At 47.6% G+C, this 24495-nt stretch carries 25 protein-coding genes; 7 read left to right on the top strand and 18 right to left on the bottom strand.

Annotated elements, in window-relative coordinates:
* Positions 1–156: 156 nt before the first annotated feature.
* Entirely contained in the window at positions 157–672 is a 516-nt protein-coding gene (locus AMS66_RS28040) for a hypothetical protein (protein ID WP_053783878.1), read from the top strand.
* A gap of 125 nt (positions 673–797) precedes the next feature.
* Here the strand turns inward: AMS66_RS28040 and AMS66_RS28035 are convergent, their stop codons facing one another.
* Together AMS66_RS28035 and AMS66_RS28030 are read right to left on the bottom strand one after the other, a co-directional pair.
* Complete coding sequence (locus AMS66_RS28035; RefSeq protein ID WP_053783877.1) at positions 798–1247, bottom strand: NUDIX domain-containing protein; 450 nt, start codon at positions 1245–1247, stop codon at positions 798–800.
* 71 nt (positions 1248–1318) lie between these two features.
* The gene (locus AMS66_RS28030; RefSeq protein WP_024630313.1) at positions 1319–1615 is read right to left on the bottom strand and encodes a HesB/YadR/YfhF family protein; all 297 of its coding nucleotides are present in this window, start codon (positions 1613–1615) and stop codon (positions 1319–1321) included.
* A gap of 531 nt (positions 1616–2146) precedes the next feature.
* On the opposite strand from AMS66_RS28030, the gene AMS66_RS28025 reads away from it, so the two are divergent.
* The 5 genes from AMS66_RS28025 to AMS66_RS33010 all read left to right on the top strand — a co-directional run bounded on the left by AMS66_RS28025 (position 2147) and on the right by AMS66_RS33010 (position 7841).
* Positions 2147–3892, top strand: a complete 1746-nt coding sequence (locus AMS66_RS28025) for an ABC transporter ATP-binding protein (RefSeq protein WP_053783876.1) — start codon at positions 2147–2149, stop codon at positions 3890–3892.
* 12 nt (positions 3893–3904) lie between these two features.
* Complete coding sequence (locus AMS66_RS28020) at positions 3905–5995, top strand: ABC transporter ATP-binding protein (protein ID WP_053783875.1); 2091 nt, start codon at positions 3905–3907, stop codon at positions 5993–5995.
* Positions 5996–6167: 172 nt separating this feature from the next.
* Complete coding sequence (locus AMS66_RS28015; RefSeq protein ID WP_053783874.1) at positions 6168–6854, top strand: TetR/AcrR family transcriptional regulator; 687 nt, start codon at positions 6168–6170, stop codon at positions 6852–6854.
* Positions 6855–6877: 23 nt separating this feature from the next.
* Positions 6878–7654, top strand: a complete 777-nt coding sequence (locus tag AMS66_RS28010; protein WP_201782227.1) for a DUF4097 family beta strand repeat-containing protein — start codon at positions 6878–6880, stop codon at positions 7652–7654.
* Between the two features lie 13 nt (positions 7655–7667).
* A complete protein-coding gene (locus AMS66_RS33010) occupies positions 7668–7841 on the top strand; it encodes a hypothetical protein (protein ID WP_181014172.1) in 174 nt (57 codons plus the stop codon).
* Positions 7842–7886: 45 nt separating this feature from the next.
* Here AMS66_RS33010 and AMS66_RS28005 read toward each other — a convergent pair whose 3' ends face one another.
* The 7 genes from AMS66_RS28005 to AMS66_RS27975 form a co-directional block, all read right to left on the bottom strand.
* Positions 7887–8534: a YdcF family protein gene (locus tag AMS66_RS28005; protein WP_053783872.1), complete on the bottom strand. Its 648-nt coding sequence runs from the start codon at positions 8532–8534 to the stop codon at positions 7887–7889.
* The gene (locus AMS66_RS28000) at positions 8534–9085 is read right to left on the bottom strand and encodes a hypothetical protein (protein ID WP_053783871.1); all 552 of its coding nucleotides are present in this window, start codon (positions 9083–9085) and stop codon (positions 8534–8536) included. The genes AMS66_RS28005 and AMS66_RS28000 overlap by 1 nt, the downstream gene beginning before the upstream one ends.
* A gap of 101 nt (positions 9086–9186) precedes the next feature.
* A complete protein-coding gene (locus tag AMS66_RS27995; RefSeq protein WP_053783870.1) occupies positions 9187–9897 on the bottom strand; it encodes a hypothetical protein in 711 nt (236 codons plus the stop codon).
* Positions 9894–10937, bottom strand: coding sequence for an ATP-binding cassette domain-containing protein (locus tag AMS66_RS27990; protein WP_053783869.1), 1044 nt, complete (start codon positions 10935–10937; stop codon positions 9894–9896). Before AMS66_RS27990 ends, AMS66_RS27995 begins: the two co-directional genes overlap by 4 nt.
* Before the next feature lie 5 nt (positions 10938–10942).
* Positions 10943–12673: an arginine--tRNA ligase gene (gene argS / locus AMS66_RS27985; protein ID WP_053783868.1), complete on the bottom strand. Its 1731-nt coding sequence runs from the start codon at positions 12671–12673 to the stop codon at positions 10943–10945.
* Between the two features lie 629 nt (positions 12674–13302).
* Positions 13303–13638 (bottom strand): four-helix bundle copper-binding protein, encoded by a 336-nt coding sequence (locus AMS66_RS27980; RefSeq protein WP_053783867.1) that lies wholly within the window; start codon positions 13636–13638, stop codon positions 13303–13305.
* Between the two features lie 68 nt (positions 13639–13706).
* Positions 13707–14846, bottom strand: coding sequence for a CobW family GTP-binding protein (locus AMS66_RS27975; RefSeq protein ID WP_053783866.1), 1140 nt, complete (start codon positions 14844–14846; stop codon positions 13707–13709).
* Positions 14847–15015: 169 nt separating this feature from the next.
* On the opposite strand from AMS66_RS27975, the gene AMS66_RS27970 reads away from it, so the two are divergent.
* Positions 15016–15534, top strand: a complete 519-nt coding sequence (locus tag AMS66_RS27970; protein WP_053783865.1) for a MogA/MoaB family molybdenum cofactor biosynthesis protein — start codon at positions 15016–15018, stop codon at positions 15532–15534.
* A 41-nt stretch (positions 15535–15575) separates the two neighbouring features.
* On the opposite strand, the gene AMS66_RS27965 is transcribed toward AMS66_RS27970, so the two are convergent.
* The 9 genes from AMS66_RS27965 to miaB all read right to left on the bottom strand — a co-directional run bounded on the left by AMS66_RS27965 (position 15576) and on the right by miaB (position 24377).
* Entirely contained in the window at positions 15576–16136 is a 561-nt protein-coding gene (locus tag AMS66_RS27965) for a hypothetical protein (protein ID WP_144424626.1), read from the bottom strand.
* A gap of 68 nt (positions 16137–16204) precedes the next feature.
* The gene (locus tag AMS66_RS27960) at positions 16205–17224 is read right to left on the bottom strand and encodes an oxidoreductase (protein WP_053783863.1); all 1020 of its coding nucleotides are present in this window, start codon (positions 17222–17224) and stop codon (positions 16205–16207) included.
* A gap of 312 nt (positions 17225–17536) precedes the next feature.
* Positions 17537–17779: a hypothetical protein gene (locus AMS66_RS27955; RefSeq protein WP_160319741.1), complete on the bottom strand. Its 243-nt coding sequence runs from the start codon at positions 17777–17779 to the stop codon at positions 17537–17539.
* 502 nt (positions 17780–18281) lie between these two features.
* Positions 18282–19736 (bottom strand): nicotinate phosphoribosyltransferase, encoded by a 1455-nt coding sequence (locus tag AMS66_RS27950; RefSeq protein ID WP_053783861.1) that lies wholly within the window; start codon positions 19734–19736, stop codon positions 18282–18284.
* 192 nt (positions 19737–19928) lie between these two features.
* Positions 19929–20498 (bottom strand): cysteine hydrolase family protein, encoded by a 570-nt coding sequence (locus AMS66_RS27945; RefSeq protein ID WP_053783860.1) that lies wholly within the window; start codon positions 20496–20498, stop codon positions 19929–19931.
* 64 nt (positions 20499–20562) lie between these two features.
* Positions 20563–21366, bottom strand: a complete 804-nt coding sequence (locus AMS66_RS27940; RefSeq protein ID WP_053783859.1) for an NUDIX hydrolase — start codon at positions 21364–21366, stop codon at positions 20563–20565.
* A 58-nt stretch (positions 21367–21424) separates the two neighbouring features.
* Complete coding sequence (locus AMS66_RS27935; protein ID WP_053783858.1) at positions 21425–21850, bottom strand: PaaI family thioesterase; 426 nt, start codon at positions 21848–21850, stop codon at positions 21425–21427.
* 247 nt (positions 21851–22097) lie between these two features.
* Positions 22098–22562: a RicAFT regulatory complex protein RicA family protein gene (locus tag AMS66_RS27930; protein WP_407944577.1), complete on the bottom strand. Its 465-nt coding sequence runs from the start codon at positions 22560–22562 to the stop codon at positions 22098–22100.
* A gap of 258 nt (positions 22563–22820) precedes the next feature.
* Positions 22821–24377: a tRNA (N6-isopentenyl adenosine(37)-C2)-methylthiotransferase MiaB gene (miaB, locus tag AMS66_RS27925; RefSeq protein ID WP_053783856.1), complete on the bottom strand. Its 1557-nt coding sequence runs from the start codon at positions 24375–24377 to the stop codon at positions 22821–22823.
* Positions 24378–24495: the final 118 nt, after the last annotated feature.

Below are 24495 nucleotides of genomic sequence, written 5' to 3'. Positions count from 1 at the left end.
GACTGGCTGTTTTTCCCACCGTTGTATGATATACTTCTATTCATGCAATTCAAGCACCCAAGTCCATAGCAGAGAAATCAATTGGATGATCCTTCATTCAGAATAAAATTGATTCACCTCGCAACTATTAATGGCCGCAGGAGGATTCAGGAACCCATGTCACGTCAGTTTGTTACAGAAGCCGTGATGGTGGCAATTTACGGTCAATTGCTCGCGCCGCCGGCGCCTGTTGAATATATTGTTCCTTATACCACCATCCTTGAGTTATATGAATTTCAGACCAGCCCTGACCCTTTGATGGATAATCCGGCAGATGACCAACATGTAAAATCGAAAATTAACGAAATCATTTCTTATTTTGAAGAACCATTGAATAAGAAAAAAATAGAGCGTGCCTTGGCTGTTCCCTGGGCCAAAAGTCCATCCATTCTGTTTGGTGATCAGGTGTCCATCGCTATCATTAATGCGGTTGATACCGCACAATATGGTGAATATTTTGATCCAATTGAGACCGAACTACTTCTCACTTCACAGCGTCTGGATACCCCCATACTTACCGATCAGGTCGAATTGATTGCACGTATTATTGAATCGTCTTCCCCTGTACAGGTATTCGATATTGACGATTTTGATTTTGCAATGGATGATGAAGAACCACTTGATCAAGTCTAGGTATGACAGGAACCCTGATTCACGAGAAGGGTCATCGTACTCATGGATATTGGTCCATAGATTGCTGATTTCCACAACAAAGAAAGAAGCCTTCCCGGCAGGAAAGGCTTCTTTCTTTGTTGTATTTATTCTATCTCGGAGTACCTCAGCAATAAGCGGCTAAGATCATTCAGCCTGGGCAATGATTTGAGATCAAAAAACTTCAGTCCTGCTTCGCTATTCACTCGTGATTCTACGAGCGAATCCTGAACAATGTGTGCCCTGAACATGGCAATGACAAAATATTCTTCATCCCCACTGGCATGCAAATGTCTCAGATTCGGACCGGAGTGCAGACCTTCAAGTGTCATATGGTCCGTGGTCCACCCCGTCTCTTCCCACAGTTCCCTGTGCGCGGTGTCCTCAATAGCTTCTCCCGGGCGCATCTGTCCCGCAGGAATACGCCAATGTCCGTGTTCAGCATGCTGGATCAGCAATAATTCCCCTTGTTCATTCTCGGCCCGAACCGCCGCTTTTACAACAATATGAGAGCGGTTCGCGATATACTGGGCCAAATCTCGGGCTGGCGGATTCACTTCGTATCTCCTCCTGTTCGAAAATCGGTGCGTCCGGTGATGAGCCATTCTATATACGCAGAGATATCACGTTAAATCTCAGTGTAGCGATATTCGATATCTTGCCCTTCTTCAACAACATCTACATGAAGTTGATGACCCTTCAGATACCAGTAATCATGATCTTCCATAAAAAATTGGATACCCGATACCTTCGTTTGATCAGCAGGATGTCTCGGTTCCTCCACGGCGATCCCGAGGGAAAAGCCGGGATGAAGACCTCCGCCGGAGCTATAACGGGCGAAGAATCGAATGCTGTCTCCTTCGTTCAAATTCAGTTCTTCCTTATACCAGCGAGCAGCGCGGTCAGATACATGTATGGTACTCATTTGGTGTCAGCTCCTTCTCTATATATATGTTCCATCATATCGCTACAATGGCCTGATTACAAACCTCAACCACCCTAAATACGCAAAAAAAATTCATTCACTTGTCATTATTCCATCACATTCCGCATCATCTTCGTTTTTTTAAAAACGTTTGACAGATTGTAAAAGCCGATGTTAAGATGCAAACATACGAGAACCACATGCAATTTATTACCAAAAAAGAAAGGGTGATTACGGTGTTTAACTATGACGATCTACATCAATTCAACATACAACTAAATACCGGAGCACCCATGAAATCGTTATTCCGTTCATAAGACCGCATCACAGAAGCCTCGAATCAGGTTTACTGTTTTGCACTCTCACAATTGAACTTTATCTACGGTGGTGGCTCTGCTCTCGGAGCCATGCTGCCGTATGAATGATACCCAAGACATACCGCCTGCGTGCGGTATGTCTTTTTTTGTGGGCTCAAATGGCTGAATATGAACGGAACATACATTTCACGAACTTGAAAGGAAGGGATACCACTTGTTCTCTGTACTTAAAAATCTGGCCTGGTTCTTCCGGCTGGAACGCAAACGATACCTCATTGGTGTCACCTTGCTTATTATGGTGGGCATCATTGAACTGCTGCCACCTCGTCTTCTGGGCAATGCCATTGACGAGATTGTACGCGGTTCCATTACCGGCGCCTCACTCACACGTTACATTTTACTTATTCTAGGATCGGTCATCATTATCTATCTGACAACGTACATATGGATGCACAAACTGTTTGGCGGTGCCAATCTGGTTGAACGCTTGCTGCGGTCACGCTTTATGGACCATTTATTGCGGATGACCCCGCCTTTTTTTGAGAAAAACAGAACTGGCGATCTGATGGCACGTGCTACGAATGATCTTCGTTCCATTGCCACCACAGCAGGCTTCGGCATGCTGACGCTAACCGACTCCACTGCTTTTCTGGCGACCGTATTATTCGCCATGGGTTTTCTGGTTAGCTGGAAACTGACCCTGGCTGCAATTTTGCCTCTGCCTTTTATCGCCATCGCCATGATGATCTATGGTAAAGCTGTGCATCAACGATACACACTGGCACAGGATGCATTCGGGGACATGAACGATCAGGTGCTTGAATCGATTGCCGGCATTCGAGTCGTGCGGGCATATGTGCAGGAACGTCTGGACGAGAAAAGATTCGCCGATGTCACCGAAGATGTGTACCGCAAAAATCTGGCGGTTGCCAAGATGGATGCGCTGTTCGAACCCACCATCCGGTTATTTGTCGGACTCAGTTATGTGATAGCACTTGCCTACGGCATTTATCTTGTTTTTCATAATGAAATTACCCTGGGGGATCTCGTATCGTTCAATATGTACCTGGGGATGATGATCTGGCCAATGTTCGCCATTGGCGAATTGATTAACTTGATGCAGCGTGGTAGCGCCTCACTCGATCGTGTTAACGAGACACTATCTGTAGAACCTGCCGTAAAAGATGTTGAGCAGCCTGCTCACATTACGAATCCGGAAGAGATTGCGATGCAGGACGTCACCTTCCGTTACCCTAGTTCTACCATCGACAATCTCAGCCATGTCAGCTTTTCGCTTCGACGCGGGCAGACACTTGGTATCGTGGGACGTACAGGTAGCGGCAAGTCCACCCTGCTCAAACAATTGCTTCATGAATACCCGGCCGGATCAGGTAAGTTAAGCATCTCCGGTCATCCAATTCAGGATATCGCCAAAGACGACTTACACAGTTGGATTGGATACGTTCCTCAGGAACAGGTGCTGTTCTCCAAATCCGTCCGTCAGAACATTCAATTCGGCAAGCCGGGTGCAGATGATGGCGTAATTATGGAAGCAATTCGTACCGCAGCCTTTGATGGGGATCTGGGTACGTTATCCGATGGTCTGGACACACTCGTTGGTGAAAAAGGAATTGCGCTGTCTGGTGGACAGAAACAGCGGGTATCGCTGGCGCGTGCCTTTATCGCTGATCCGGACATTTTGATTCTGGATGATGCCTTATCTGCCGTTGATGCACGAACCGAAGCCAAAATCATTGAAAATATACGCAACAAACGCTCTAACAAAACAACGCTGATCTCGACTCACCGCCTGTCCGCTATCGAACACGCTGACCGGATCATCGTACTGGAGCACGGGAAAATTACGGAAGAAGGAACCCATCAGGAACTGCTTGCTATGAACGGCTGGTACCGTGAACAGTATGAACGGCAGCAGGTGGAGTCTAATTTGTCCACGTAGGAGGTCAACGCTTTGAAGTCTAATACAGGCAAACGGCTGCTTCAATACGCTCTAAAAGCCAAAGGTACGTTTATTGCCGCTTTAATTATGCTTACAATCGGGGTTGCGGCTGAGCTTGCCGGCCCTTTCATCGCCAAGTCCATGATCGACAATCATCTGCTCGCCATTGAGCAGCCTTTCTATGAGACCACTGCTTCAGACGAAGCGGCGGTCTACAATGGAAAGAACTACAAACGTGAAGGCCGGTTTGAACCAAATGAAACAAAAGGTACAGAGATACGCGTACTGCAGGCCGGAAGAAGTTTTTATTTTGTGAATGAACCCGTTAGTGCCCCAGATGGGGATCGAACCTTTGCAGACGGAACACTGACGGTTATACGCGCAGGACAAGTGACGGGTCAATATGCGGCGGAGCCTTTATCCGCTGGTGAACTCTTTGCCTTTTACAAACCAGAAATGCCAAGTATTTATCAACTGATTGTGTATTACATGATCTTCCTTGTCATCTCGGTCATTATGGAGTTTGGTAAAACATACTGGCTGCAATCATCTGCCAACAAAGTCATTCAAAGACTGCGTAACGATGTGTATGCACACATCCAACGATTGCCGGTACACTTTTTTGATAATCTGCCCGCGGGTAAAGTGGTTTCCCGGGTCACCAACGATACCGAAGCCGTCAAGGATCTGTTCGTTGCGGTTCTGTCTAACTTTTTCTCAGGGATCATTACCATTGTGGGAGTGTATGTTGCACTCTTCCTGCTCGATTTCCGCCTCGGGTTGATCTCACTATTCGTTGTACCGATGCTGATTCTGTGGATTGTGCTCTATCGTAAAATCGCGACTCGTTACAATACGATTATCCGTTCACGACTAAGTGAGATTAATGCCATTATTAATGAATCCATCCAGGGGATGTCCATTATCCGGGTATTCCGTCATCAGAAGCAGACCAAGCAGGAATTCGAGGATCTGAATGATGATTATATGAAACACCAGAACAAAATGCTCAACCTGAACGCTTTCACCTCACACAACCTGGTTAACGTACTTCGGAATATGGCTTTTGCGGTAGTCCTGTGGTACTTCGGTTCCAGTGTGCTGGACGGCACAAGTATCATCTCGCTGGGTGTGCTGTATGCATTCGTTGACGTCCTCGGTCGCTTGTTCCAGCCGATTACGGGTATGGTGAACCAACTGGCTAACCTGGATTCCTCCCTTGTATCTGCCGGGCGTGTCTTTGAGTTGATGGATGAGGAAGGTGAACCGGTAACCGATGGCTCGATGCCGAGATACAAGGGTAATGTCGTGTTTGACGATGTATCCTTTGCTTACAAAAAAGATTATGTGCTGAACAACATCTCGTTCAAAGCATCACAAGGTCAAACGGTCGCCCTCGTGGGCCATACTGGTTCCGGTAAAAGCTCGATCATCAACCTGCTGTTCCGGTTCTATGATCCACAGAAAGGCAAGATCACGATTGACGGTCAGAACGTGAAGGATCTGCCTAAACAGTGGATTCGCGAACATATGGGCATTGTACTTCAGGACCCATACCTGTTCACGGGTACCGTGGCTTCCAATGTCAGTCTCGGGGATGAGCAGATTACGCGTGCACAGATTGAACAGGCGCTACGAGACGTAGGTGCAGAACGAATTCTCGCCCATCTTCCGCAAGGATTCGACGAGCCGGTTATCGAAAAAGGAAGCACGTTATCTGCCGGACAACGGCAATTAATCTCTTTCGCTCGTGCACTGGCCTTCGATCCAGCGATCCTGATTCTAGATGAAGCTACAGCTAACATTGATACCGAAACGGAAGCCTTAATTCAAAATGCGCTCGAAGTCCTCAAAAAAGGACGTACCACCTTCATCATCGCCCACCGTCTGTCCACCATTCGTTCAGCAGACCAGATTCTGGTCCTACACCGCGGACGTATTGTGGAACAAGGTGCACATGATGAGCTGATGGAACTCAAGGGACGCTATTATCAGATGTATCAGTTACAGCAAGGTGCTCAATCAACACCGGATACGAGTGGAAACAACGCACTGGGCGAGGCTATTCGAACCACTTCCTCGTTTGCTGGAGGCGGCGTGTAAGTAGAACAGAAATAAATGAACATATAATTCATTAACCAAACCGATATGCATGCGGACCTCTTGGTCTGCGGCATATCGGTTTTTATTTTGTCTGTTTCCTCTTATTGACAATAGAAACATCTGCCTGTATTATACATACCAACGGTCGGTATCTAAATATAAGGAGGTTATTATGGCAAGAAACAAGCACCCTGAACAAACGGTACAGCAGATTCTGAACGTCGCTGCCCAGTTGTTCACAGATAAAGGATTTGAGAAGACAAGTATTCAGGACATCATTGTTGCCCTAGGCATGTCCAAGGGAGCTGTGTATCATCACTTTAAATCTAAAGAGGATATATTGGACGCGGTCATGGAGCAACAATTCAACTATTCAGCTCAGATGCTGGATCGATTAGTTTCAAATACAACGGCCACTACAGCACGAGAAAAGTTAGTTCGAATTCTGGAGTATGTCGTCTCTGATCAGCAGGCCCATTCCCTGGATCGCGTACTTCGAACCCAGATTAAAAATCCGGTATTTATTGTACGCGGTATTCAACAGGCCGTGCGAATAGATGCTCCGGTGATTGCAACGATTTTGCGAGAAGGCATTGCAGATGGGTCTATCCATACTGAAGATCCCGAAGCTTGTGCAGAAGTATTCATGATGCTGGTCAATATATGGATTAATCCCACACTGTTCGGCCGCAATTCCAGCGAAACGAAGCAGCGTCTTTATTTTTTACAGCGGTTGATGAATATGCTTGGTGCGGATATTGTGAGTGAATCGCTCATTGAACGTATTCTGGACCAACATGCTGCGATCGGCTCTTACCCTAAGTTGGATGATCAAGACAATGGCAGAAACGAGGGATAACCGTTTTGAAACCTAATGGACATATGATTTGCAAAGAATGGTTATCTGAAGCCCCCATTCACGCCCTTTCTCTGGAATGGATGCAAGGCGAAGTGCATATTAGCCAGGGTACAGAAGCTGTTATCCGTGTTACTCAACGGGGCTCCGCTCGGTTCCCAAGGACTCGATGTTTTGAAGCTAAAGTCAGCAATGGTTTATTACATCTCATCGATGGACGAAAACAAGCTTTTCCCCTGGGTATAAACTTCCATCTCACATCGCTCCACATTGTACTGCCGCCTACGGTATTGAAAAGACTGTCGATCAACGGGGTGGGTTCCCGCTTTGTTGTGGATAACGTTTCTTCCGAACACTGGGATTGTCACTGTACATCCGGCAATCTCACCTTATCCGGGCATGCCCAACATATCCGTCTGCAATCAGTGGGCGGTCGGGTTACAGCAACAGACCTGCATGCAAACCATATCCAACTAAAAGCCACTTCTTCACCTATCCAGTTATCCGGTCAGTTCTCACATATTCAATCCAGAGTGACAGGCAGCCAACTTAGCATAAACTCATCAACGATGCTTCAATCTCTGGATAGTCGCTCCACAGGCTGTAACGTTGAAGTGCGAATCCCACCAGACAAGGATGGATTCAAGTTAGACTTCAAGCAGGCCGGTGGTCGATTTAGCAGTGATTTTCCGCTTCAATCCAATCACAATCAACACACGTATCGTAACGGAACTTATCCATTTCAAGCTGAGGTCAGAGGTGGAAAGCTCACCATAGGCAACTATTCATTACATTCCACATAGAGGAGGTAAATATATGAGCATCGGCTGGATCGTTGGCAGCAGCTTGGCTACCGCAGTATTACTTGCGGGGATTATCAGTTTGTATATCGGCATACGTAAAAGCAATAATCGGCGCTGGCCTTGGTGGTTCATCGGTTTTGGAGTGGCTGCGCTGGTTAGTGCAGCGATCAATTATCCCGGTACATAGATACGATGGGCAACTTGCACAAAAAAAAGACAATCTTGCAGTCAGTCACTCTCCGTGCTGCTGCAGATTGTCTATCCATCCTTTGACCATATATCCCATGTATAATATCGTCTCTCTTGCCAGAAAGGGAAATTGGCTGCGCCAGGTCTGGTAAGCCGTCGTTTGTGTCGGGGATGGGACAGCATCTATACCGAGTCCGTTAGCTAGTTTCATCGCCCGTTTCATGTGTAACGGATCACTTACAATCGTGTAGGTGTGAAACCCCACCTGTTCCCCGACGCTTATCGAATTCACCAGATTCTCCTCCGTAATTCTTGATTCCGTCTCCATTTGAATATCTGCCGGATCTACACCATGTGCAACGGCGTAATCTCGTCCAACTTCGGCTTCAGGGCGCTCTCCAGCCCGACCAGAACCACCAGTAAAGAGCAGATGGCTGATCGTCCCTTGACGATATAATAAAATGGCGTGCTCAATACGTTCGCGAAATACGGGTGAAGGGTTATCCCCTTCTACGGCTGCACCGAGGATAATGGCAGCATCACTCTGTCTGGAGGATTCCTCATCGGTGTAAGCCCAGATGAGCGAAGCCGTAGTTATAGTCCATATGAGCCCAATCAACACGAGGGATGCAATGGAGATTACCAGCCAGTGTTTGCTTTTTATTTTACGTATCCGGGACTTGCCTTCCATCACAATGATTCATCCTCTTCCAGTGCCCGGGCGTGTATACTCTCTGCATGCATACGTTCGAGTGTGTGCAATGCTGCCGCGGATTCGGCATCCAGCCCCAGCTCTGCAATCCAGGCACCTGTGTACTGCTGAAGACTAATCTCCAGCTCCTGCGCACGGTCTTTGAAGTCTTCCAGTTCCTTGATCATGCGTGATCGTCCTTCAGGACTGAATGTCTCATGAATTCGTTCCTTAAAATAGTGATGTACAATGCTATTACGCTGCTTCCATAGTTCATTCAACTGACGAGTCTCTTCCTCAGAAAAGGTGAAATGATGGCGCACCTCATGAATGAGTTGTCCGAGTGAACTGCTCATCTTCCGTTCGTACAGATCTTCCAGCTCTTCTTCGGATACAACCTTGCCCTGAGACATTTTCATTAATAAAATCAGATTGACCAATTGCTGTTCAAGCGCCTGTCCATAATATACAGCCAATCCGTAATAGGCAAACAATTCCCTGGAGTGTTCGCTGTCCAGCATGTCACCATGCTGGATGTCTGTATTTGGCATAAGCGAGCGCCCCCTTTATCTCCGTACATTACTTACCTTCCAACGTCCCTCTATGGTAACGAAACATAGACCAACATTCAAGTTAAGCATTATAATAGCCTCTAACTCCGCAAATCCCTTCTTCCCGATAACCATATATGAATGATGAGTAGAACTGTGGAATAGAGTATAGCCCACACTGTCGTCAAAACAACAGCCCCCAACTTCGATTCTTCAAATAACATCATTTCACGAACCAGATAAAATGCCGGAGGCAGAACCTTGACAGCCCATTGCATGGATTCAGGTAAATGTCCGCTTAATGAACCTTGCACTAACGCTAATAACAACACAACAATGAAAGGCGGCATACTGCGACTCAGCATGGGAATGTATGATTTTTGAAAGAAAACACTGAGCCCCAGACCCAAGAGCGACAACGCCAGATGCCCGGCCCAAGCCATGATCCACTCCCCAGCACTCGGTAGCCTTGCAAACATACCCGTAACAACCGGATATAACACGGTAATTGCAGTCAGCCCGAATTGCATGATTAACGCACAGATCAATTGTGCAAAGACAACCTTGCGTTTGCTTCCTGCATGCAGAACGAGCAATTGATACTGCCCCGCAGGTTCCGTATTCATTACCGTTAAGCCTAGCCAAGCCGCGCCAAAGAAGAGCAGCATGGCCGTAACGCTGTAACTGTCCGCAACCGGGTTAGGTTTGTAGGAATAGATGAGCAGCATCGTAATGATATAAAAGATCACCGGCGCAACATATTTTTGTGAACGTATGTAATGTTTTAACAAATAACGGGTCAAGTGCATCATTGGAGGCCACCTCCTTCAGGGGACAGGCAGGAATTTTGGTCGTTCCTTTCCCTGGTTACGGATTCACCGGGATGGTGCCCCTCCATCAATCCTTCCATATTTAATCGGCTCTCTTCCGGCTGCACAGACACGATGGAACCGCCCACAGCCAGAATCTTTCCAATGAACCGGTCTGTCGAACTTCGTGAAACCTTCCAATTCCATACTTCGCGTCCATAATCCTGATGAACAACGCTGCGATTGCAATTAATGACTCCCGGTTGTTCAATAAGCAGCGTATCGATAGCGGATTGTTCCTGCCCTTCCATCACACTTTGGATGCTCACAACAGGCTCACCAGCTTGCTGCAAATCTTCCTGACTCCAGCGACGCAGCACTGCTCCCTTCTGTAACACGATGACCTGATCGGCCAGACGTTCAATCAGCAAGGGCTCATGGCAAGCCGTAACAATTGAGCTGCCTTCCTGTTTCCACTGTCCGAGCAAGGTTACGATTGCTTCCTGTGCTGGAACGTCCAGACCGGACAATGGTTCATCAAGCAGCAATAACCCACCAGCGCCAGGTAGCAAAGCCTGAATCAGATTCACCTTCTGCAATGTACCTTTGGATAACTGTGGCAGGTTCTGATCCAGCGCCGTGCCCAAGAATAACAGCTCACTCAGTTCGCCGATCCGTTCATGCAATATTTCAGGGTGCATGCCACGGATACGTCCCATTTCCCACAGGTACTCTCTTGAGGTGAAGGGTAGGCGCGGCAGACCATCCAGTGCATACATAATCCGCCCATGCATGGGCTTGCGCATCGAACCGGATTCAGGCAGTAATATCCCCGCCAGCACACGTAGCAACGTGCTTTTGCCTGAGCCATTTCTGCCGACCAGGACGATACACTCTCCCTGACCTACTTCCAAATTGATATCATTCAGTACCTGCACATCCCCAAGTCGTTTGCTCACGCGTTGAAGTGATATATCTCGTCCTGTTGAGCCCGTTGCGGCTTTTCCTGCTTTATCGAAGATTCCACTTTCCCTCCATCCCATAGGCGTCACATCCGTTCAGGAGCCTGAACCCCAAGTAAATATAGGCTGTAGGCCAGACGCTCCGCTGTACGCTCTGTTAGCGCCACCCGGAAGGGTTTCACGTCAGTCGACGCATCCGCAATCCGTTCTGCATGATAAAAGCGGTTGAATGCTTGGGCAACATCGATCGCATATTTGGCAATGACCGAAGGTTCGTTGCGAAGAATTGCTTTTTCCAGATGCTGCGGATAATCCGCCAGCAGTTTCAGCAATGCCCATGAAGTGTCACCGACAATGACTGGCTTGTTCTCTGCGCTGGCTGCAGCATTTATGCTGTTAGCCTGTTCCGAATGGTTTTCATTTTCCATGCGTTCCACCTCTGCTGCCTTCGCAAGCACACTGTTAATCCGGGCGTGTGTATATTGCACATAAGGTCCTGTCTCCCCTTCAAAGCTCACCGCATCTTCAAGCGAGAAATCGACGTCGTTCAACCGGTTATTGCGCAGATCTCCGAATACAATCGCACCTACACCAACCGCTTCCGCAACCTCCTGCGAATTCGGAAGATTCGGATTTTTCTCCTGAATAATCTGTAATGCCCGAGCAACCGCCTCATCCAGTACCTCCTGCAAAAAGACGACTTTCCCCCGGCGGGTAGACATCTTCCGTCCTTCAAAACGCATCAAACCAAACGGAATATGTTCACAAATCTCAGACCACGCATACCCCATCCGGGATAATACCGCAAATACCTGACGGAAATGAAGCTTCTGCTCACCCCCAACCACGTACAGCATCTTATCCGCCTTCATCACATCATGACGATAAACGGCTGTCGCCAGATCCCGTGTTGGGTAGATGGTTGTTCCATCGGTTTTGATAATCAGGCAAGGCGGCATATTCTCATCCTCCAAACGTACCACCAAAGCCCCTTCACTCTCTTCCAGCAACCCTTTGCCTTTCAGTTCTTCGACCACCGTACCCATCTTGTCATTATAAAAGCTCTCACCCAACGTATGATCAAACTGTACATTCAGACGCTCATACATCCGGTTGAATTCTTTCATACTCACCTCTACAAAAAAGGCCCATAACCGCTGCGCCTCTTCATCCCCTTGCTCCAGCTTGCGGAACCAATCTCTTGCCTCCATCTCCAGAGATGGATCATTCTCCGCATCATCGTGAAAACGCACATACAGTTCCAATGATGTCCGAATCGGCTCAGCTTGTAGCGCTTCATCATTGCCCCAACGTTTGTACGCTGCAATTTGTTTGCCGAACTGCGTTCCCCAATCGCCCAGATGGTTCACACTGACCGAAGTATAGCCTGTCTCGTTATATAACCGATACAATGCCGCCCCAATCACGGTGGAGCGCAGATGACCAATTCCGAATGGCTTGGCAATGTTGGGGGACGACATGTCGATTACGACGCGTGCACCTGCACCCAGTTGCAACTTGCCAAATGCTTTATGTCCCAGTTCTTGCAACAGCTCCTTCGCCAGATCCTCCCGATTGAAACGTATGTTCACATAGGGCCCTGCTGGTGAAGCATCCAGCCCAACTCTCTGCAATCCAGTTGCGATTTCAGCCGCTATAACCGTGGGCGCTTTCTTCAGTGACTTGGCCAAAGTAAAACAGGGAAACGCCGCATCCCCCATCTCCGCCTGTGGTGGAACCTCCAATAATTTCAACACCTCGTCTTGCTCCAGTCCCGTTAAGGGAGCAAGATGTGCTGCTGCCTGTTTCATCAACATGTTGAACACTCCTAGTCATTATCGTATTTAGCCGTAATATAGAAAACAAAAAAAAGCCCTCGTCTCTATATCAGAGACGAGAGCTGATATTCACAGTTCCCGCGGTACCACTCTAGGTGAGCAGGTTGCGAAATGCACATTATAATGCATTCCCAGCCTGCTCCGCTCGGTGCGATTAACGGCCGCTGCCGGATTGCCCTCTAGTCCCATGATCTGCACCTTTCAAGGATGCAGGCATTGCTTCGGACAACCATCTCACGGGTGCGCTTCACTCAGGTCATGTCATACCGGCTTCCACCTACCCCGGCTCGCTGTCATTGCATGAATTCTGGCTACTCTCCCGATCACGGATATTCATCATTTCAATTCATTTCCATCATTATACAGATCAAGTTCGGCTTTGGCAACCTGTTACATGCATTTTCCAATGAAGAGCGTGCTAGCGGTAGTTGTTCTGACCATCTGATTGTGAAAATCCTTACCATGATGTATTCGTAAAAAATCCCCTCTAGCAAGCAACGTTGAAGTCCATCTATCGGATGTCCTTATTTCGTTTCCTACTATGAGGGGATCAGCCTAATATCATGCATATTACTCGGCTTTTTATGTTTAATCCAATGGGAATATATTTATGCTACTGCAGCCATCATACGGCAAGCCTCTGCACATTCGCGGCAAGCTTCTGCACAAGCCTGACAGTGATCATGTTCATGTTTACCACACTCAGCAGCACAAGCTTCACATGCTTTCACACACAGTTCGCAAATTTCGGCGATGAAATCACTTCCGCGTGTCATGGATTGAGCAGCAAAGCTGCAGATTTCTGCACATTCCCGATCCAAACGAATGCAATCACGCAACATTGCCAGATCATATTCCTTCAGACTCGATATGTAACATACATTGCAAGCATTCATACACTCCAGGCAAGCATCGATACATTGTTGATATTGTTGTTGTGTCATTTAAAGTTACCTCCCAGACTAAGTTTGCTATGCTTCTTAATACCCCGTCTGGAGGAACCTTGAATCATTTAAGCCTCATTTGTCGCTTCTAATTCCAGCAATTGGTTACGAATGACCGTTTGATCAAAGTGCTCACCTATAAACACAGCTACGTTCGGTACATCACCCTGAGGGGTGATCTTCATATAATCCGATTCCCGATAGGCGTATTGGAACCAGAACCGACTGGACGTATCACTAAAAGTTAAAATCCCTTTTGCCCGGTACACGTCCCGTGGTAACTCGGATATCAAACGCTCAAAGGCCTCACTGTTCACCGGCTTAGTGAAATAGTGGGTGTACACCATGACGTGCTCATGCGAAGCGTGGGAGTGGGCATGATTATGGTCGTGATCATGAGGATGACCATGGACATTCACGTCGGAATGTTGATGGGCTTCGTGATTATGATCCACATGCTCATGATGTTCATGTCCATGATTATGGCTGCAGCTATGCTCTGCACAAGCTTCGGAATGCACGTTTTGTTCCTTATTCGCATGTTTACTCGTTTCATCAACAGATTGATAGGCATGCACATTGTCTCCACTGCGAAGCAGCATATCCATGTCGACTTCACACTTCACCGTAGATATTGCCGGAGCGAAACCGTTCCAGCGTGCCAACAGGTCCCGTAGATCTGCCAACTGCTGCTCGTTCACCCGGTCCGTTTTGTTCAGGAGAAGTACCGAAGCACAGCGAATCTGCTCCTGCATCAGTTTGAAGGTTTGTCCCTTCTGCTCCTGGTACAGCCCTGACAGATGCGCGGCATCCACCACGGTAATCAGGCTTTTCAGCTCCAGTCGCATATAGAGGGACGTTTCCGTTACTGCATCCAGAATCTCCATCGGATTCGCCGCTCCCGTTGCTTCAATGATAATGACATCTGGCGATTCCTCCTGCACGAGATCGGCAAGTTGCAGCCCCAAGTCACCGCGCACGGTACAGCAGATGCATCCTCCTAACATTTCCGTCATGGGAACGGTAGAATCCACCATCTGACCATCCAGATTGACTTCCCCCAATTCATTCATGACCACTGCGGGACGGAGACCCTGCTTTTGCCAATGTTCAATCAGTTGAACAAGCAGTGTCGTTTTGCCACTTCCCAAAAAGCCTGACAATATATATACAGGTATGGATGATTCATTTGCTTTTAATTCACTCATCGTTGTTCACCTCTCTATTTGTCCAATGAAACTGGTCTATCTCTATCCTAGCGAGTGTACACTATCCTGCAATCTTTGTGCAATCCTGGCCTTCTATTTGTAAGTGCATTGCCTCATTCTACTGAATGGTCTATGCTATGAGAACATGTTGATTGGAGGAGGATGCGTTATGACCAATTCAGTGGAACAACATCGTCAGGAAGCCCCTGACACGGTATCCTGCATGATTGTAACCGTATCGGATACCCGCACCAAGGACACTGATACAAGCGGACAGCTTATGCATAAGCTGTTGACTGAATCAGGCTATCAAATCGTTGATTATATTATTACACCGGATGAAACCGAAACCATTCAAAGCATCCTGCAAGATGCAGCGGTTCGTGACGATATCGAAGCCGTACTGCTCAGTGGCGGAACCGGAATTGCACCCCGTGATACAACATATGAGGCTGTATCCTCACTACTCGATAAGGAGCTGCCGGGCTTTGGAGAAATCTTTCGCTTCCTCAGTTATACCGAGGATATCGGTTCTGCTGCCATTCTTAGCCGGGCGGTTGCCGGAACGATTGGGCGTACGGCCGTATTCTCCATGCCAGGCTCCAAAGGAGCGGTCAAGCTGGCAATGGAAAAACTCATTTTGCCAGAGCTTAGGCATGTTATGCGTGAAATATATAAACCCGTCTGAATGATCAGACGGGTTTTTCGGGTTTATTTTAGACGTCTCTATCACTTCAGTTGCTCAAGCACATGCTGGAATACCTGCATGACGTTCTCTTCATAATCGTCCTTTTCTCCACCTGAAGCCGTATAGACCAGTGAAACGTAATCTTTGCTGCGGATCGTTGTTTTGCCAAGAACATTTTCCATCACAGCCTCATCGCCATCATTACCATACATTTCATTCATCCGCGCAATTCGTGTACCGACATCCCTGAAAATGTGGACCTTTACAATATGTCTGCCACTTCCATTCAGCAAGTACATGTAAGAGATTCCGTCCTCACCATCATCTGCAGACATATTATTCATCAATTTGATGCCTTTTGCAGTAAAAGCGTCATCCAGCTCCTGAATCAATGGACCGTTTAACCCGTGGCCCTGGCTCTTTGCCCGTACAATGCCTTCATCTGTCGCTTGTCGGGTATATATTTTCCGCTCCTGCTCAACAGATGATGCTGAACAAGCCACTAGGGATAATACACACATCACCATGATTATACTGAACAGGGCAGACTTCACACGGCCAGAGTTAGGGTGCAATCCTTTTCCGCCAACACGCATACTCATCCTTCCTTTCTCGCCACATTCACCGTGACGCTCTCAGGTAGAGTTAGCATGTCTAGGAGAAAAGAATCTTATTCGGCAGACGTATCCGACATCGTATTGACTACAGTACGACCTACAGCACCGCCCTTGAGGATCGTCTCCAGTGTCTGAGGCAGCTGTGCCCATGAGATTTCCCGAATCCCCAGCTCCAGTGCCCGGTCCGGCTTCCATTCTCCGCCAAGCAGCTTCCATATCCGTTCCCGCCGTTCCATCGGACAATAGACAGAGTCAATCCCAATCAATTGAATCCCCCGCAAAATGAACGGAAATACGGTGGACTCGAATGCAGCTCCTCCGGTTAAGCCTGATACGGCGACAGCGCCTCCGTATTGAATCTGCTTCAGACGCTCCGCCAGTGCCGGACCTGCGGCTGGATCAATAACACCTGCCCAGAGCTGTTTGCCCATCGCACCCTTGGCTGGCGCATCCGCTTCTTCGCGTGAAATGACATGTGAGGCGCCCAAATCCCGAAGCAATTGCTCCTGTTGATCTTTTTTGCCTGTACTTGCTGTCACTTCAAATCCCAGCTTCGCCAGAATAGCCACCGCCATACTGCCTACCCCTCCGGTTGCTCCCGTCACCAAAATATTGCCCATTTCCGGAGTCACTCCAGCCCGCAGCAATGCATCTACCGAAAGTGCTGCCGTGAACCCTGCCGTTCCAATCGCCATCGCTTCCTTCTCACTGAGTCCATGCGGTAGAGGAACGAGCCATTCGCTGCGCAGACGCGCATATTGACTATACCCGCCAAAATGAGACACGCCCGGCTCGAAACCTGTGCTGATTACCCGATCCCCCGGTGCAAACCGACCGCTCACGGATTCCTCTACAATCCCTGCAAGATCGATTCCCGGCACGATCGGATATGCGCGAACCACACCACCCTTTTCTGTTGTGGCAAGTCCATCTTTAAAATTGACGCTTGAGTATTGAACCTGTAAGGTTACGTCACCATTAGGCAAATCCTCTTTCGTCAGCTGCTCCATAGCAGCCTTTACGCCACCCTGTTCTTCTTTACGTACGACATAGGCAGGAAAAGTATTTTCCATTCGATATCCTCTCCTTAGTTATAATTTACATATATTTCTATTCACTTGGTGAATTGTTCGCCTTCAGCTTAAACAAGCATAAGTAGGGAATCCGTCAAACTCAAGCTCTCTGGCTTGTCATTAAATAAATGAGTGGGCCTATCAATGGGATTACCCCTGCAACTGCCCACCCGCGAGAACGACGAGTGCCAGAAGCATCCCTGAACAATGCGATCACGGAAAGTAATGTCAGCATGACGAAATCAATCGTCATAATATGTACAAAGGAAGAATCCCTGAACGCTTCCATGTATACATCAGGATTGCCTTGAGTCACTGCACTGCATAGAAGCCTGTACCCAGTATAAGCAGCAACAAGATCACATGGGTCAACTTATGAGCTGCCACACGTCCAATACCCGATTCACGCTGACTGCCAAAGGAGAGGCATTCGTAGCCCGAACCTCTGTACGTTGGCGAGGACCATGCAAAATACGGCAGCAGCGCAAAGGCTCCCAAACCGAAAGACAGCAGTACAAAGGGCCAAGCAGGTACATGAGATCCTCTCGCTTTCACTGACTTCCTTAACAAAAGACAAGCGAAAATCGCCGGATAAATCCCAAGCCACGAAAATACGGTCAGCAGCCAGGGTTCCTTGCTTTGCAGTGTAACCAGCTCTTTAAAACACAGGGTCACTCCCAAGTGACTGCCCAGGTACCCACAACCAGGCATACACAATAAAGGCCACCCAGATCAATGCCAACATCCATCTCATGGTTGCACCTCCTCTTTCTTTCATCCCCGGCCGATGCGCTGTTGAAACAGCCACAGAAATGGATTATGTCGAAAGGCAAGCTCGGAAAGATGCGGGATTTGGCGTCTCCTGCGCTTTCCCGAGAAATAATTGCTTTAAATTTCCCTTGTGAGCCTGCGTCCGTTGAAGGTATAGTATACCGCAGTTCATGCACAGTCTGTCCATGATGTTTCACACACAGTCCGACGTCCTGTTGGACATAATGGCGGAAGAGCAAAAAGGCATAACACGGTATACTTTCTTCCGGTTATGCCCTTTAGTTGTTCATTCTTCCGTGGACTGCACGTGTTCAGCAATAAGCTTCTGCTTCATATTCCAGGCCGCAGGGCTGATATTTACACGGTAAATCTCAGGATTGAGTTTACGCAGATATTCAGGCCAGAACAGATCCATCTGCTCCCGGTGATAACTGCGGATCTCATCAAGGGTAGGCAGTTCATACACTTTGCGCCCATTCACAAAGATCGGTTCCAGCATATTCACTGCTTCGTAGCGGGTTACTGTCTTCTTCAGATAAGGGTGTAGCGGATTGAACAGCTTGAGCGGCCCACCCTGTAGCGGCTGCTCTTCTCCTGGATAGCAGATATAATCTGCAATCGCCTTGCCATCTTTCGGATCAATGATCCGAAAGACTTCTTTTTTACCTGGTGTGGAGACTTTTTCAGGATTGGCCGAGATTTTGATCGTAGGCAGCATGGCACCATCCACTTCACGCTCCACCAATTTGTACACACCACCCAAAGAAGGCTGGTCGGAAGCTGTAATTAGCTGTGTACCTACTCCCCATGTATCGATGCGAGCTCCTTGCGCCTTAAGGTTGAAAATTGTATTTTCATCCAGGTCGTTGGAAGCTACAATCTTGACGTAATCCAGTCCAGCGTCGTCCAGCATCTGCCGGGCTTGAATGGAAAGATACGCAAGGTCACCGCTATCCAGACGAATCGCGTTCATTTTTTTGCCTTGGCTTTCCAGCTTCTTGGCTGTCTTGATTGCATGGGGAACACCACTGTTTAATGTATCGAAAGTATCCACCAGCAGTGTCACTTGATCTGGCAGCACTTTGGCATAGACGTCAAACGCCTCCTGCTCACTCATAAAACTTTGCACCCATGAATGGGCATGTGTCCCTGCTGTTGGAATTCCAAAGCGCTCTCCAGCCAGCATATTGGACGTAGCATGGAATCCTGCCACATAGGAGGCACGCGCCCCCCAAATGGCCGCATCCGCTTCCTGTGCCCGTCGTGTTCCAAATTCGAGCAATGTGTCCTGACTCGCCACCTGTTTGATCCGGGATGCCTTCGTTGCAATTAACGTCTGATAATTCATGAAGTTAAGTATCGCCGTCTCCACCAGTTGTGTCTCCATAATGGAGCCTTCTACCCGAATGAGCGGTTCGTCAGGAAAAACGAGTGCCCCTTCCTTCATGGAATGAATCGTCCCCTGAAATGAAAACTGGAGCAACTCTTCCAGAAAGACCGGATCGTAATTTTCCTCTTGTTTGGATAAATATTTGATGTCCTCCATCGTAAAACGAAGCTGGCTGATATAATTCACAATCCGTTCCAATCCGGCAAAAACGGCATATCCGTTACCAAAAGGAAGCTTGCGGAAATAGGCTTCAAACACCGCTTTCCGTTTATGAGTTCCATTCACCCAGTGAGCGTACATCATATTGATTTGATATTTATCCGTATGTAAAGCCAGGCTAGTCGTCTGCATTTGTCTCATCCTCTCTGACTTCCGCTTGTGCCACAGGCCCAGCCTGCAGACACGGGTCAACATGTGGAGACTCAATCCTCATGATTCATGATTCTGGTAAACGTACCATTGCATAAGTCTCCGGTTTATTCCTATTCACCATATTCCTCAGCAACATAACATTCGTTCAGCAGGATATGATGAAAGGTTCGTTTACAGGTTCAAGCCTGCGATAACGGTATCGCTCGCTTTGATTACCTGAGCCCCAAGGCTGGAACGAAAATGTCCAAGCGCCCAATCATGTCCCGCTTGATTGAAGCTCGCTACAGCATCTTCATATACCGTTATGTGAAAACCTTTATTATAAGCATCCATTGCCGTGTGCAGTACGCAAATATCCGTACATACACCGATCAGTGCAATGTCTGTTATTCCACGTTCACGCAGTCGCAGCTCCAGATCTGTGCCGCAGAATGCGCTGTATCTTGTTTTATCCATCCATCGGATCTGAGCTTCCCGTTCTTTCATGACCTGAGCTAGACGACCATAAAGCAGTCTTCCCTCCGTATCCCTGATGTTATGGGGCGGAAAAAGGGCAGTTTCCGGATGGTAAGGATCACTCTCTTCATGCAAATCGACAGCCATAATAACTTCATGTTTATTATTGCAATAAGCCTCCGTTATCGATGCGATCGTCTCTTCAATCTCCACAGCAGGCTGGCCTACAGGCAACGAACCTGTCACAAAATCACGTGTAAAATCAATTACAATCAGTGCTTTCATCGTCCACACTCCCTTTTTGAGAATAGGCTGATCCTGATTCAATTCATCATGATTCGCTTGCGAATTAAGTATAGATGGAAAGACGAGGTACAAGCTCGGTAAAACGGTATAGCTGCGCCGGCCGCTGTGAGTATTGATTGGAGCTTAGCAGGTTGCCCTCCTCATCCCTAACCTCTTCCACTATGCCTTTGCGGCTGCGAGTTGAAGTGATCTTACGAATGAAGTTCGGCTCTTCAAAGTCAGGTACAACACTCTGAATCACTTGGTATAACTCGCTTAGTGTAAAGTCACGAGGCAGGAACTGTCGTGCAATCGTCGTTTCCAGCATTTGCTGCTGAATACGCCGGTACGCATCTTCTATAATCGTCCGGTGATCAAAGGCAAGCTCGAGCTCTTGCAAGGCTTCCTGAATCGAAAACAATCCAACATCCTCAGCATCATCCGCTGCCTGACGGTGTTCCAGCATCCATTCCTCTACCAGCGCAAAAAACGCATGTGAGATAATCCATCCTCTGGGGTCACGCCCAGGCTGACTATATACATTCAAGTACTCCAGATGTCCACCGTCCACACCTGTCTCTTCCATTAACTCGCGCTTAGCAGCCCCATAGATGGATTCATTTTCCTGACAAAATCCACCCGGCAATGCCCATCTTCCGGCAAAAGGCCAACCTTTGCGTTTGATCAGCATTACCTTCAACTCCCGGATGGGAAGTGTCTTGGTTACCGTCTTGCGCTCCCGCTTGGTCAAGGTGAACATGACGATATCGGCGGGAACGCCATCGGGAGTACGATATTTCTTGGAACTATAGGCACGTGCTGCCTGTTCATCGCTTTCAGCATTGAATTGTTCGTAGTTTTCGCTCATGGGCACCACCGACTATTCTCATTTTGATATTTTCATTATGACATAATAATATCTTTTGTCAACCTTGAGATTCCGTGCTTTGCGTTTTTGCTCGCGCTATGCGGAATGTCGCAGTCGCCATGCATCCCAGCGTACCTGATGCATCACGCACCTCGGATTGTGCCGTCACACTGCGGCCAGCCTGATGCAGTATCGTGGACGTCACAATTAATTCACCTTGTCTCATAGGTGCCAAAAAATGTACATTCAGATTGGTCGTCACACAACTGTCTACCTCCATTGCGGCTGTAGCTACCATGCCCATCGCCTGATCCATCAGGGATGTCAACACACCACCATGAATAATCCCCATGGAGTTGGTGTGGTGTTCGCCCGCTGTCAACGCGATCTGAACTTCTTTTCCGTCGCCTTTAATAAAACGACAACCGAGAAAACCCCAAAATCTTCCGTTTCCTTCTTCAACCATTTTGTCCAAAATACCCATTATGATTTCCCCTTTAGTGCACTTTAAGTATAAAGCCCATGATGTATGTTGTTATGATGATTTTCCCAGCATTGGTTCTCTTCGTAGTTGATCTAAAGTGCTTCGTCATTATATTAAGCCTGCTCTTACGGAACAGGTCTTATCCAGTGAAGTTGTCTTGAACAGACCACCACACAAAATAACCCCACAACGTGGAGCATGATATGATCAAAAAAGGCACGGACTGCGTCCGCACCCTTCACTTCATTTACCCGCAGCTGGTCGGAGGTGAATCCGTACCAGCCTCCACGTTCACTTTCTCGGAGACGGTATCCCGAATTACAGAAATAACAAGCTGAAGCAAATAATTGATATCGCTTTGACTTTGCTGGAATTCCGTAACGAGTGGAATGCCGTCCAACTCTCCCTGCAGATCCTCAATTTCCTGTTCAATTTTGCTGACCATGTCTGCATTTTTGAAGCTTTCAAAAGCAACGATTTCCTTTTGCTTCTTCTTGATCGTTGCAATCAATTGCTGGATGCGTTCATGATCACGAATTTTGGACTCCGCCTGTTGGAACTGTTTAACTTCCTCGCTCGTTCCAAGCATATCAGCCAATTCTTTGGCTTTTCCCATAATGTCGTCGCTTATGACCAGATTGCGCGTATCGTAGGTAGGCATTCCATAATGGTTGTACTGCACTTCTTCCTGCGCCACTCGAAATCGCTCCATTCTATGAGATGATATAAGATGAAAACCTGGCTCAATATAAATTCAGACGATTGCTCCATGACCGCTACGGTTACGGATCGTTCTTTTGATCGCTGTTGTCTCCGAATTTTCTTGATTATATTTTTCAAAGGTTTAAAATTCGGAGACAAAGGCGAACGCTTCGCTTCTACAGAATCGATTCCGTTCCCTTCGCTACTTGCGCTGTATGTCCAAACCTTTATATTAAGCCACCAAGATTCATCTTATTAGGTTTGTGTATTACTGATTGGCGGCTACTGGCTCTGAGAGCAGATTGCCCCGAATATAGAAAGTCATTGGATCGGTGATTTCCACATGTACAAAAGTACCGATCAAATCTTTAGGTCCTTCAAAATGCACCAGCTTGTTGCTGCGTGTACGTCCTGCCAGAACATTAGAATTCCGTTTGCTCTCACCTTCGACAAGTACCTCAACAACCTTGCCACGCTGCTTTTCATTGCTGCTGTGGCTGTATGCGTTGATCGTCTCGTTCAAGCGTTTCAAACGTTCCTTCTTCACGTCCATTGGCACGTTGTCCTCCATCACTGCAGCAGGTGTACCTTCACGCGGAGAGTAGATGAAAGTATAGGCAAAGTCGTAACCAACTTCCTTGACCAGTGACAGCGTATCTTCAAACTGTTCTTCCGTTTCCCCCGGGAAACCAACGATAATATCAGTGGTTAACACGACATCCGGAATCGCAGTTTTAATTTTGTCAGCAAGCTTCAGGTAGTGTTCCCGACTGTACTTGCGGCTCATACGTTTCAGCACTTCCGTGCTGCCAGACTGCACAGGCAAATGGATGTGTTCCACCAGGTTCCCGCCCTTCGCAAGCACCTCGATCAGATGATCATCGAAGTCACGTGGATGACTCGTTGTAAATCGTACCCGTGGAATATCGATTTTGCGAATGTCATCCATCAGGTCACCGAAGCTGTACTTCAGGTCTGTAAAGTCCTTGCCATAGGCATTGACGTTCTGACCGAGCAGTGTGATTTCCTTGAAGCCTTGTCTTGCCAGTTCGCGAACTTCGGCAATGACATCTTCCGGACGTCGACTGCGCTCTTTACCCCGTGTAAACGGGACGATGCAATATGTACAGAATTTGTCGCAACCATACATAATGTTCACCCAGCCGCGCATGCCCTCACGTTTTTTCGGCAGGTTCTCGATGATATCGCCTTCCTTGGACCATACCTCAACAACCATTTCTTTACTGAACAGCGCTTCCTGAATCAGATGTGGCAAGCGATGTACGTTGTGTGTACCAAAAATCATATCCACAAAGCCATGCTTCTGCATGATCCGGTTGACGACGCCTTCTTCCTGCGACATACAACCACAGACACCCAGCAACAAGCCTGGACGCTCGGTTTTTAGGGTTTTCAGGTGACCCAGCTCACCAAACACTTTATCTTCCGCATTTTCCCGAATCGCACACGTGTTCAGCAGTATGATATCCGCTTCTTTGCGATCCTCGGTAGCCTGATACCCCATCGATTCAAGCAGTCCTTTAATGGTCTCCGAATCATGCTCGTTCATCTGGCATCCATACGTATATACGATATAATGTTTGCCTTTCCCCACGCTTTTCAGTTCATCGGGTAAGGCCGTTTCGTAAAGCACCTGAACGTCTTGCTTGCCCCGTTGTTTCTCCTGACGATGATTGGGTTCCGATTTGATGTTAATCTCCCGGCCCCGGATTCTTATTTTTTTGCTGAATTCATCTTGCGAAATTACTTTGGCATCGGAGAAATCAAAATATTGGGAGTAATCCTTTTTTGAGTCTTTAGCCATTTCCTTCGGTCACTCCTTACAGCCTCTATTAATAAAAAATCGTTATTTCATCTTGTTTCACGTGATTTGCACGCTTTATACATCAAAAGAGCATTACAGCAAATTATAACATGAATTG

It is taken from the genome of Paenibacillus xylanivorans, assembly GCF_001280595.1.
Lineage (GTDB): Bacteria > Bacillota > Bacilli > Paenibacillales > Paenibacillaceae > Paenibacillus > Paenibacillus xylanivorans.
Note: the sequence above shows the minus strand (reverse complement) of the source record. Positions and strands in the feature narration are given on the sequence as shown.

Bases quoted from the DNA above. Each gene is read 5' to 3' on its own strand.
- AMS66_RS33010 (WP_181014172.1), top strand. From the start codon at position 7,668: ATGAGCATCGGCTGGATCGTTGGCAGCAGCTTGGCTACCGCAGTATTA.
- AMS66_RS27990 (WP_053783869.1), bottom strand. From the start codon at position 10,937: ATGGGATGGAGGGAAAGTGGAATCTTCGATAAAGCAGGAAAAGCCGCA.
- AMS66_RS27935 (WP_053783858.1), bottom strand. From the start codon at position 21,850: ATGGGTATTTTGGACAAAATGGTTGAAGAAGGAAACGGAAGATTTTGG.
- AMS66_RS27995 (WP_053783870.1), bottom strand. From the start codon at position 9,897: ATGATGCACTTGACCCGTTATTTGTTAAAACATTACATACGTTCACAA.
- AMS66_RS27980 (WP_053783867.1), bottom strand. From the start codon at position 13,638: ATGACACAACAACAATATCAACAATGTATCGATGCTTGCCTGGAGTGT.
- AMS66_RS28040 (WP_053783878.1), top strand. From the start codon at position 157: ATGTCACGTCAGTTTGTTACAGAAGCCGTGATGGTGGCAATTTACGGT.
- AMS66_RS28030 (WP_024630313.1), bottom strand. From the start codon at position 1,615: ATGAGTACCATACATGTATCTGACCGCGCTGCTCGCTGGTATAAGGAA.
- AMS66_RS28000 (WP_053783871.1), bottom strand. From the start codon at position 9,085: ATGCCAAATACAGACATCCAGCATGGTGACATGCTGGACAGCGAACAC.
- AMS66_RS27975 (WP_053783866.1), bottom strand. From the start codon at position 14,846: ATGAGTGAATTAAAAGCAAATGAATCATCCATACCTGTATATATATTG.
- AMS66_RS28010 (WP_201782227.1), top strand. From the start codon at position 6,878: ATGATTTGCAAAGAATGGTTATCTGAAGCCCCCATTCACGCCCTTTCT.
- AMS66_RS28005 (WP_053783872.1), bottom strand. From the start codon at position 8,534: ATGGAAGGCAAGTCCCGGATACGTAAAATAAAAAGCAAACACTGGCTG.
- miaB (WP_053783856.1), bottom strand. From the start codon at position 24,377: ATGGCTAAAGACTCAAAAAAGGATTACTCCCAATATTTTGATTTCTCC.
- AMS66_RS27940 (WP_053783859.1), bottom strand. From the start codon at position 21,366: ATGAGCGAAAACTACGAACAATTCAATGCTGAAAGCGATGAACAGGCA.
- AMS66_RS27950 (WP_053783861.1), bottom strand. From the start codon at position 19,736: ATGCAGACGACTAGCCTGGCTTTACATACGGATAAATATCAAATCAAT.
- AMS66_RS27965 (WP_144424626.1), bottom strand. From the start codon at position 16,136: ATGAGTATGCGTGTTGGCGGAAAAGGATTGCACCCTAACTCTGGCCGT.
- AMS66_RS27970 (WP_053783865.1), top strand. From the start codon at position 15,016: ATGACCAATTCAGTGGAACAACATCGTCAGGAAGCCCCTGACACGGTA.
- AMS66_RS27960 (WP_053783863.1), bottom strand. From the start codon at position 17,224: ATGGAAAATACTTTTCCTGCCTATGTCGTACGTAAAGAAGAACAGGGT.
- AMS66_RS27945 (WP_053783860.1), bottom strand. From the start codon at position 20,498: ATGAAAGCACTGATTGTAATTGATTTTACACGTGATTTTGTGACAGGT.
- AMS66_RS27930 (WP_407944577.1), bottom strand. From the start codon at position 22,562: ATGGAGCGATTTCGAGTGGCGCAGGAAGAAGTGCAGTACAACCATTAT.
- AMS66_RS28015 (WP_053783874.1), top strand. From the start codon at position 6,168: ATGGCAAGAAACAAGCACCCTGAACAAACGGTACAGCAGATTCTGAAC.
- argS (WP_053783868.1), bottom strand. From the start codon at position 12,673: ATGTTGATGAAACAGGCAGCAGCACATCTTGCTCCCTTAACGGGACTG.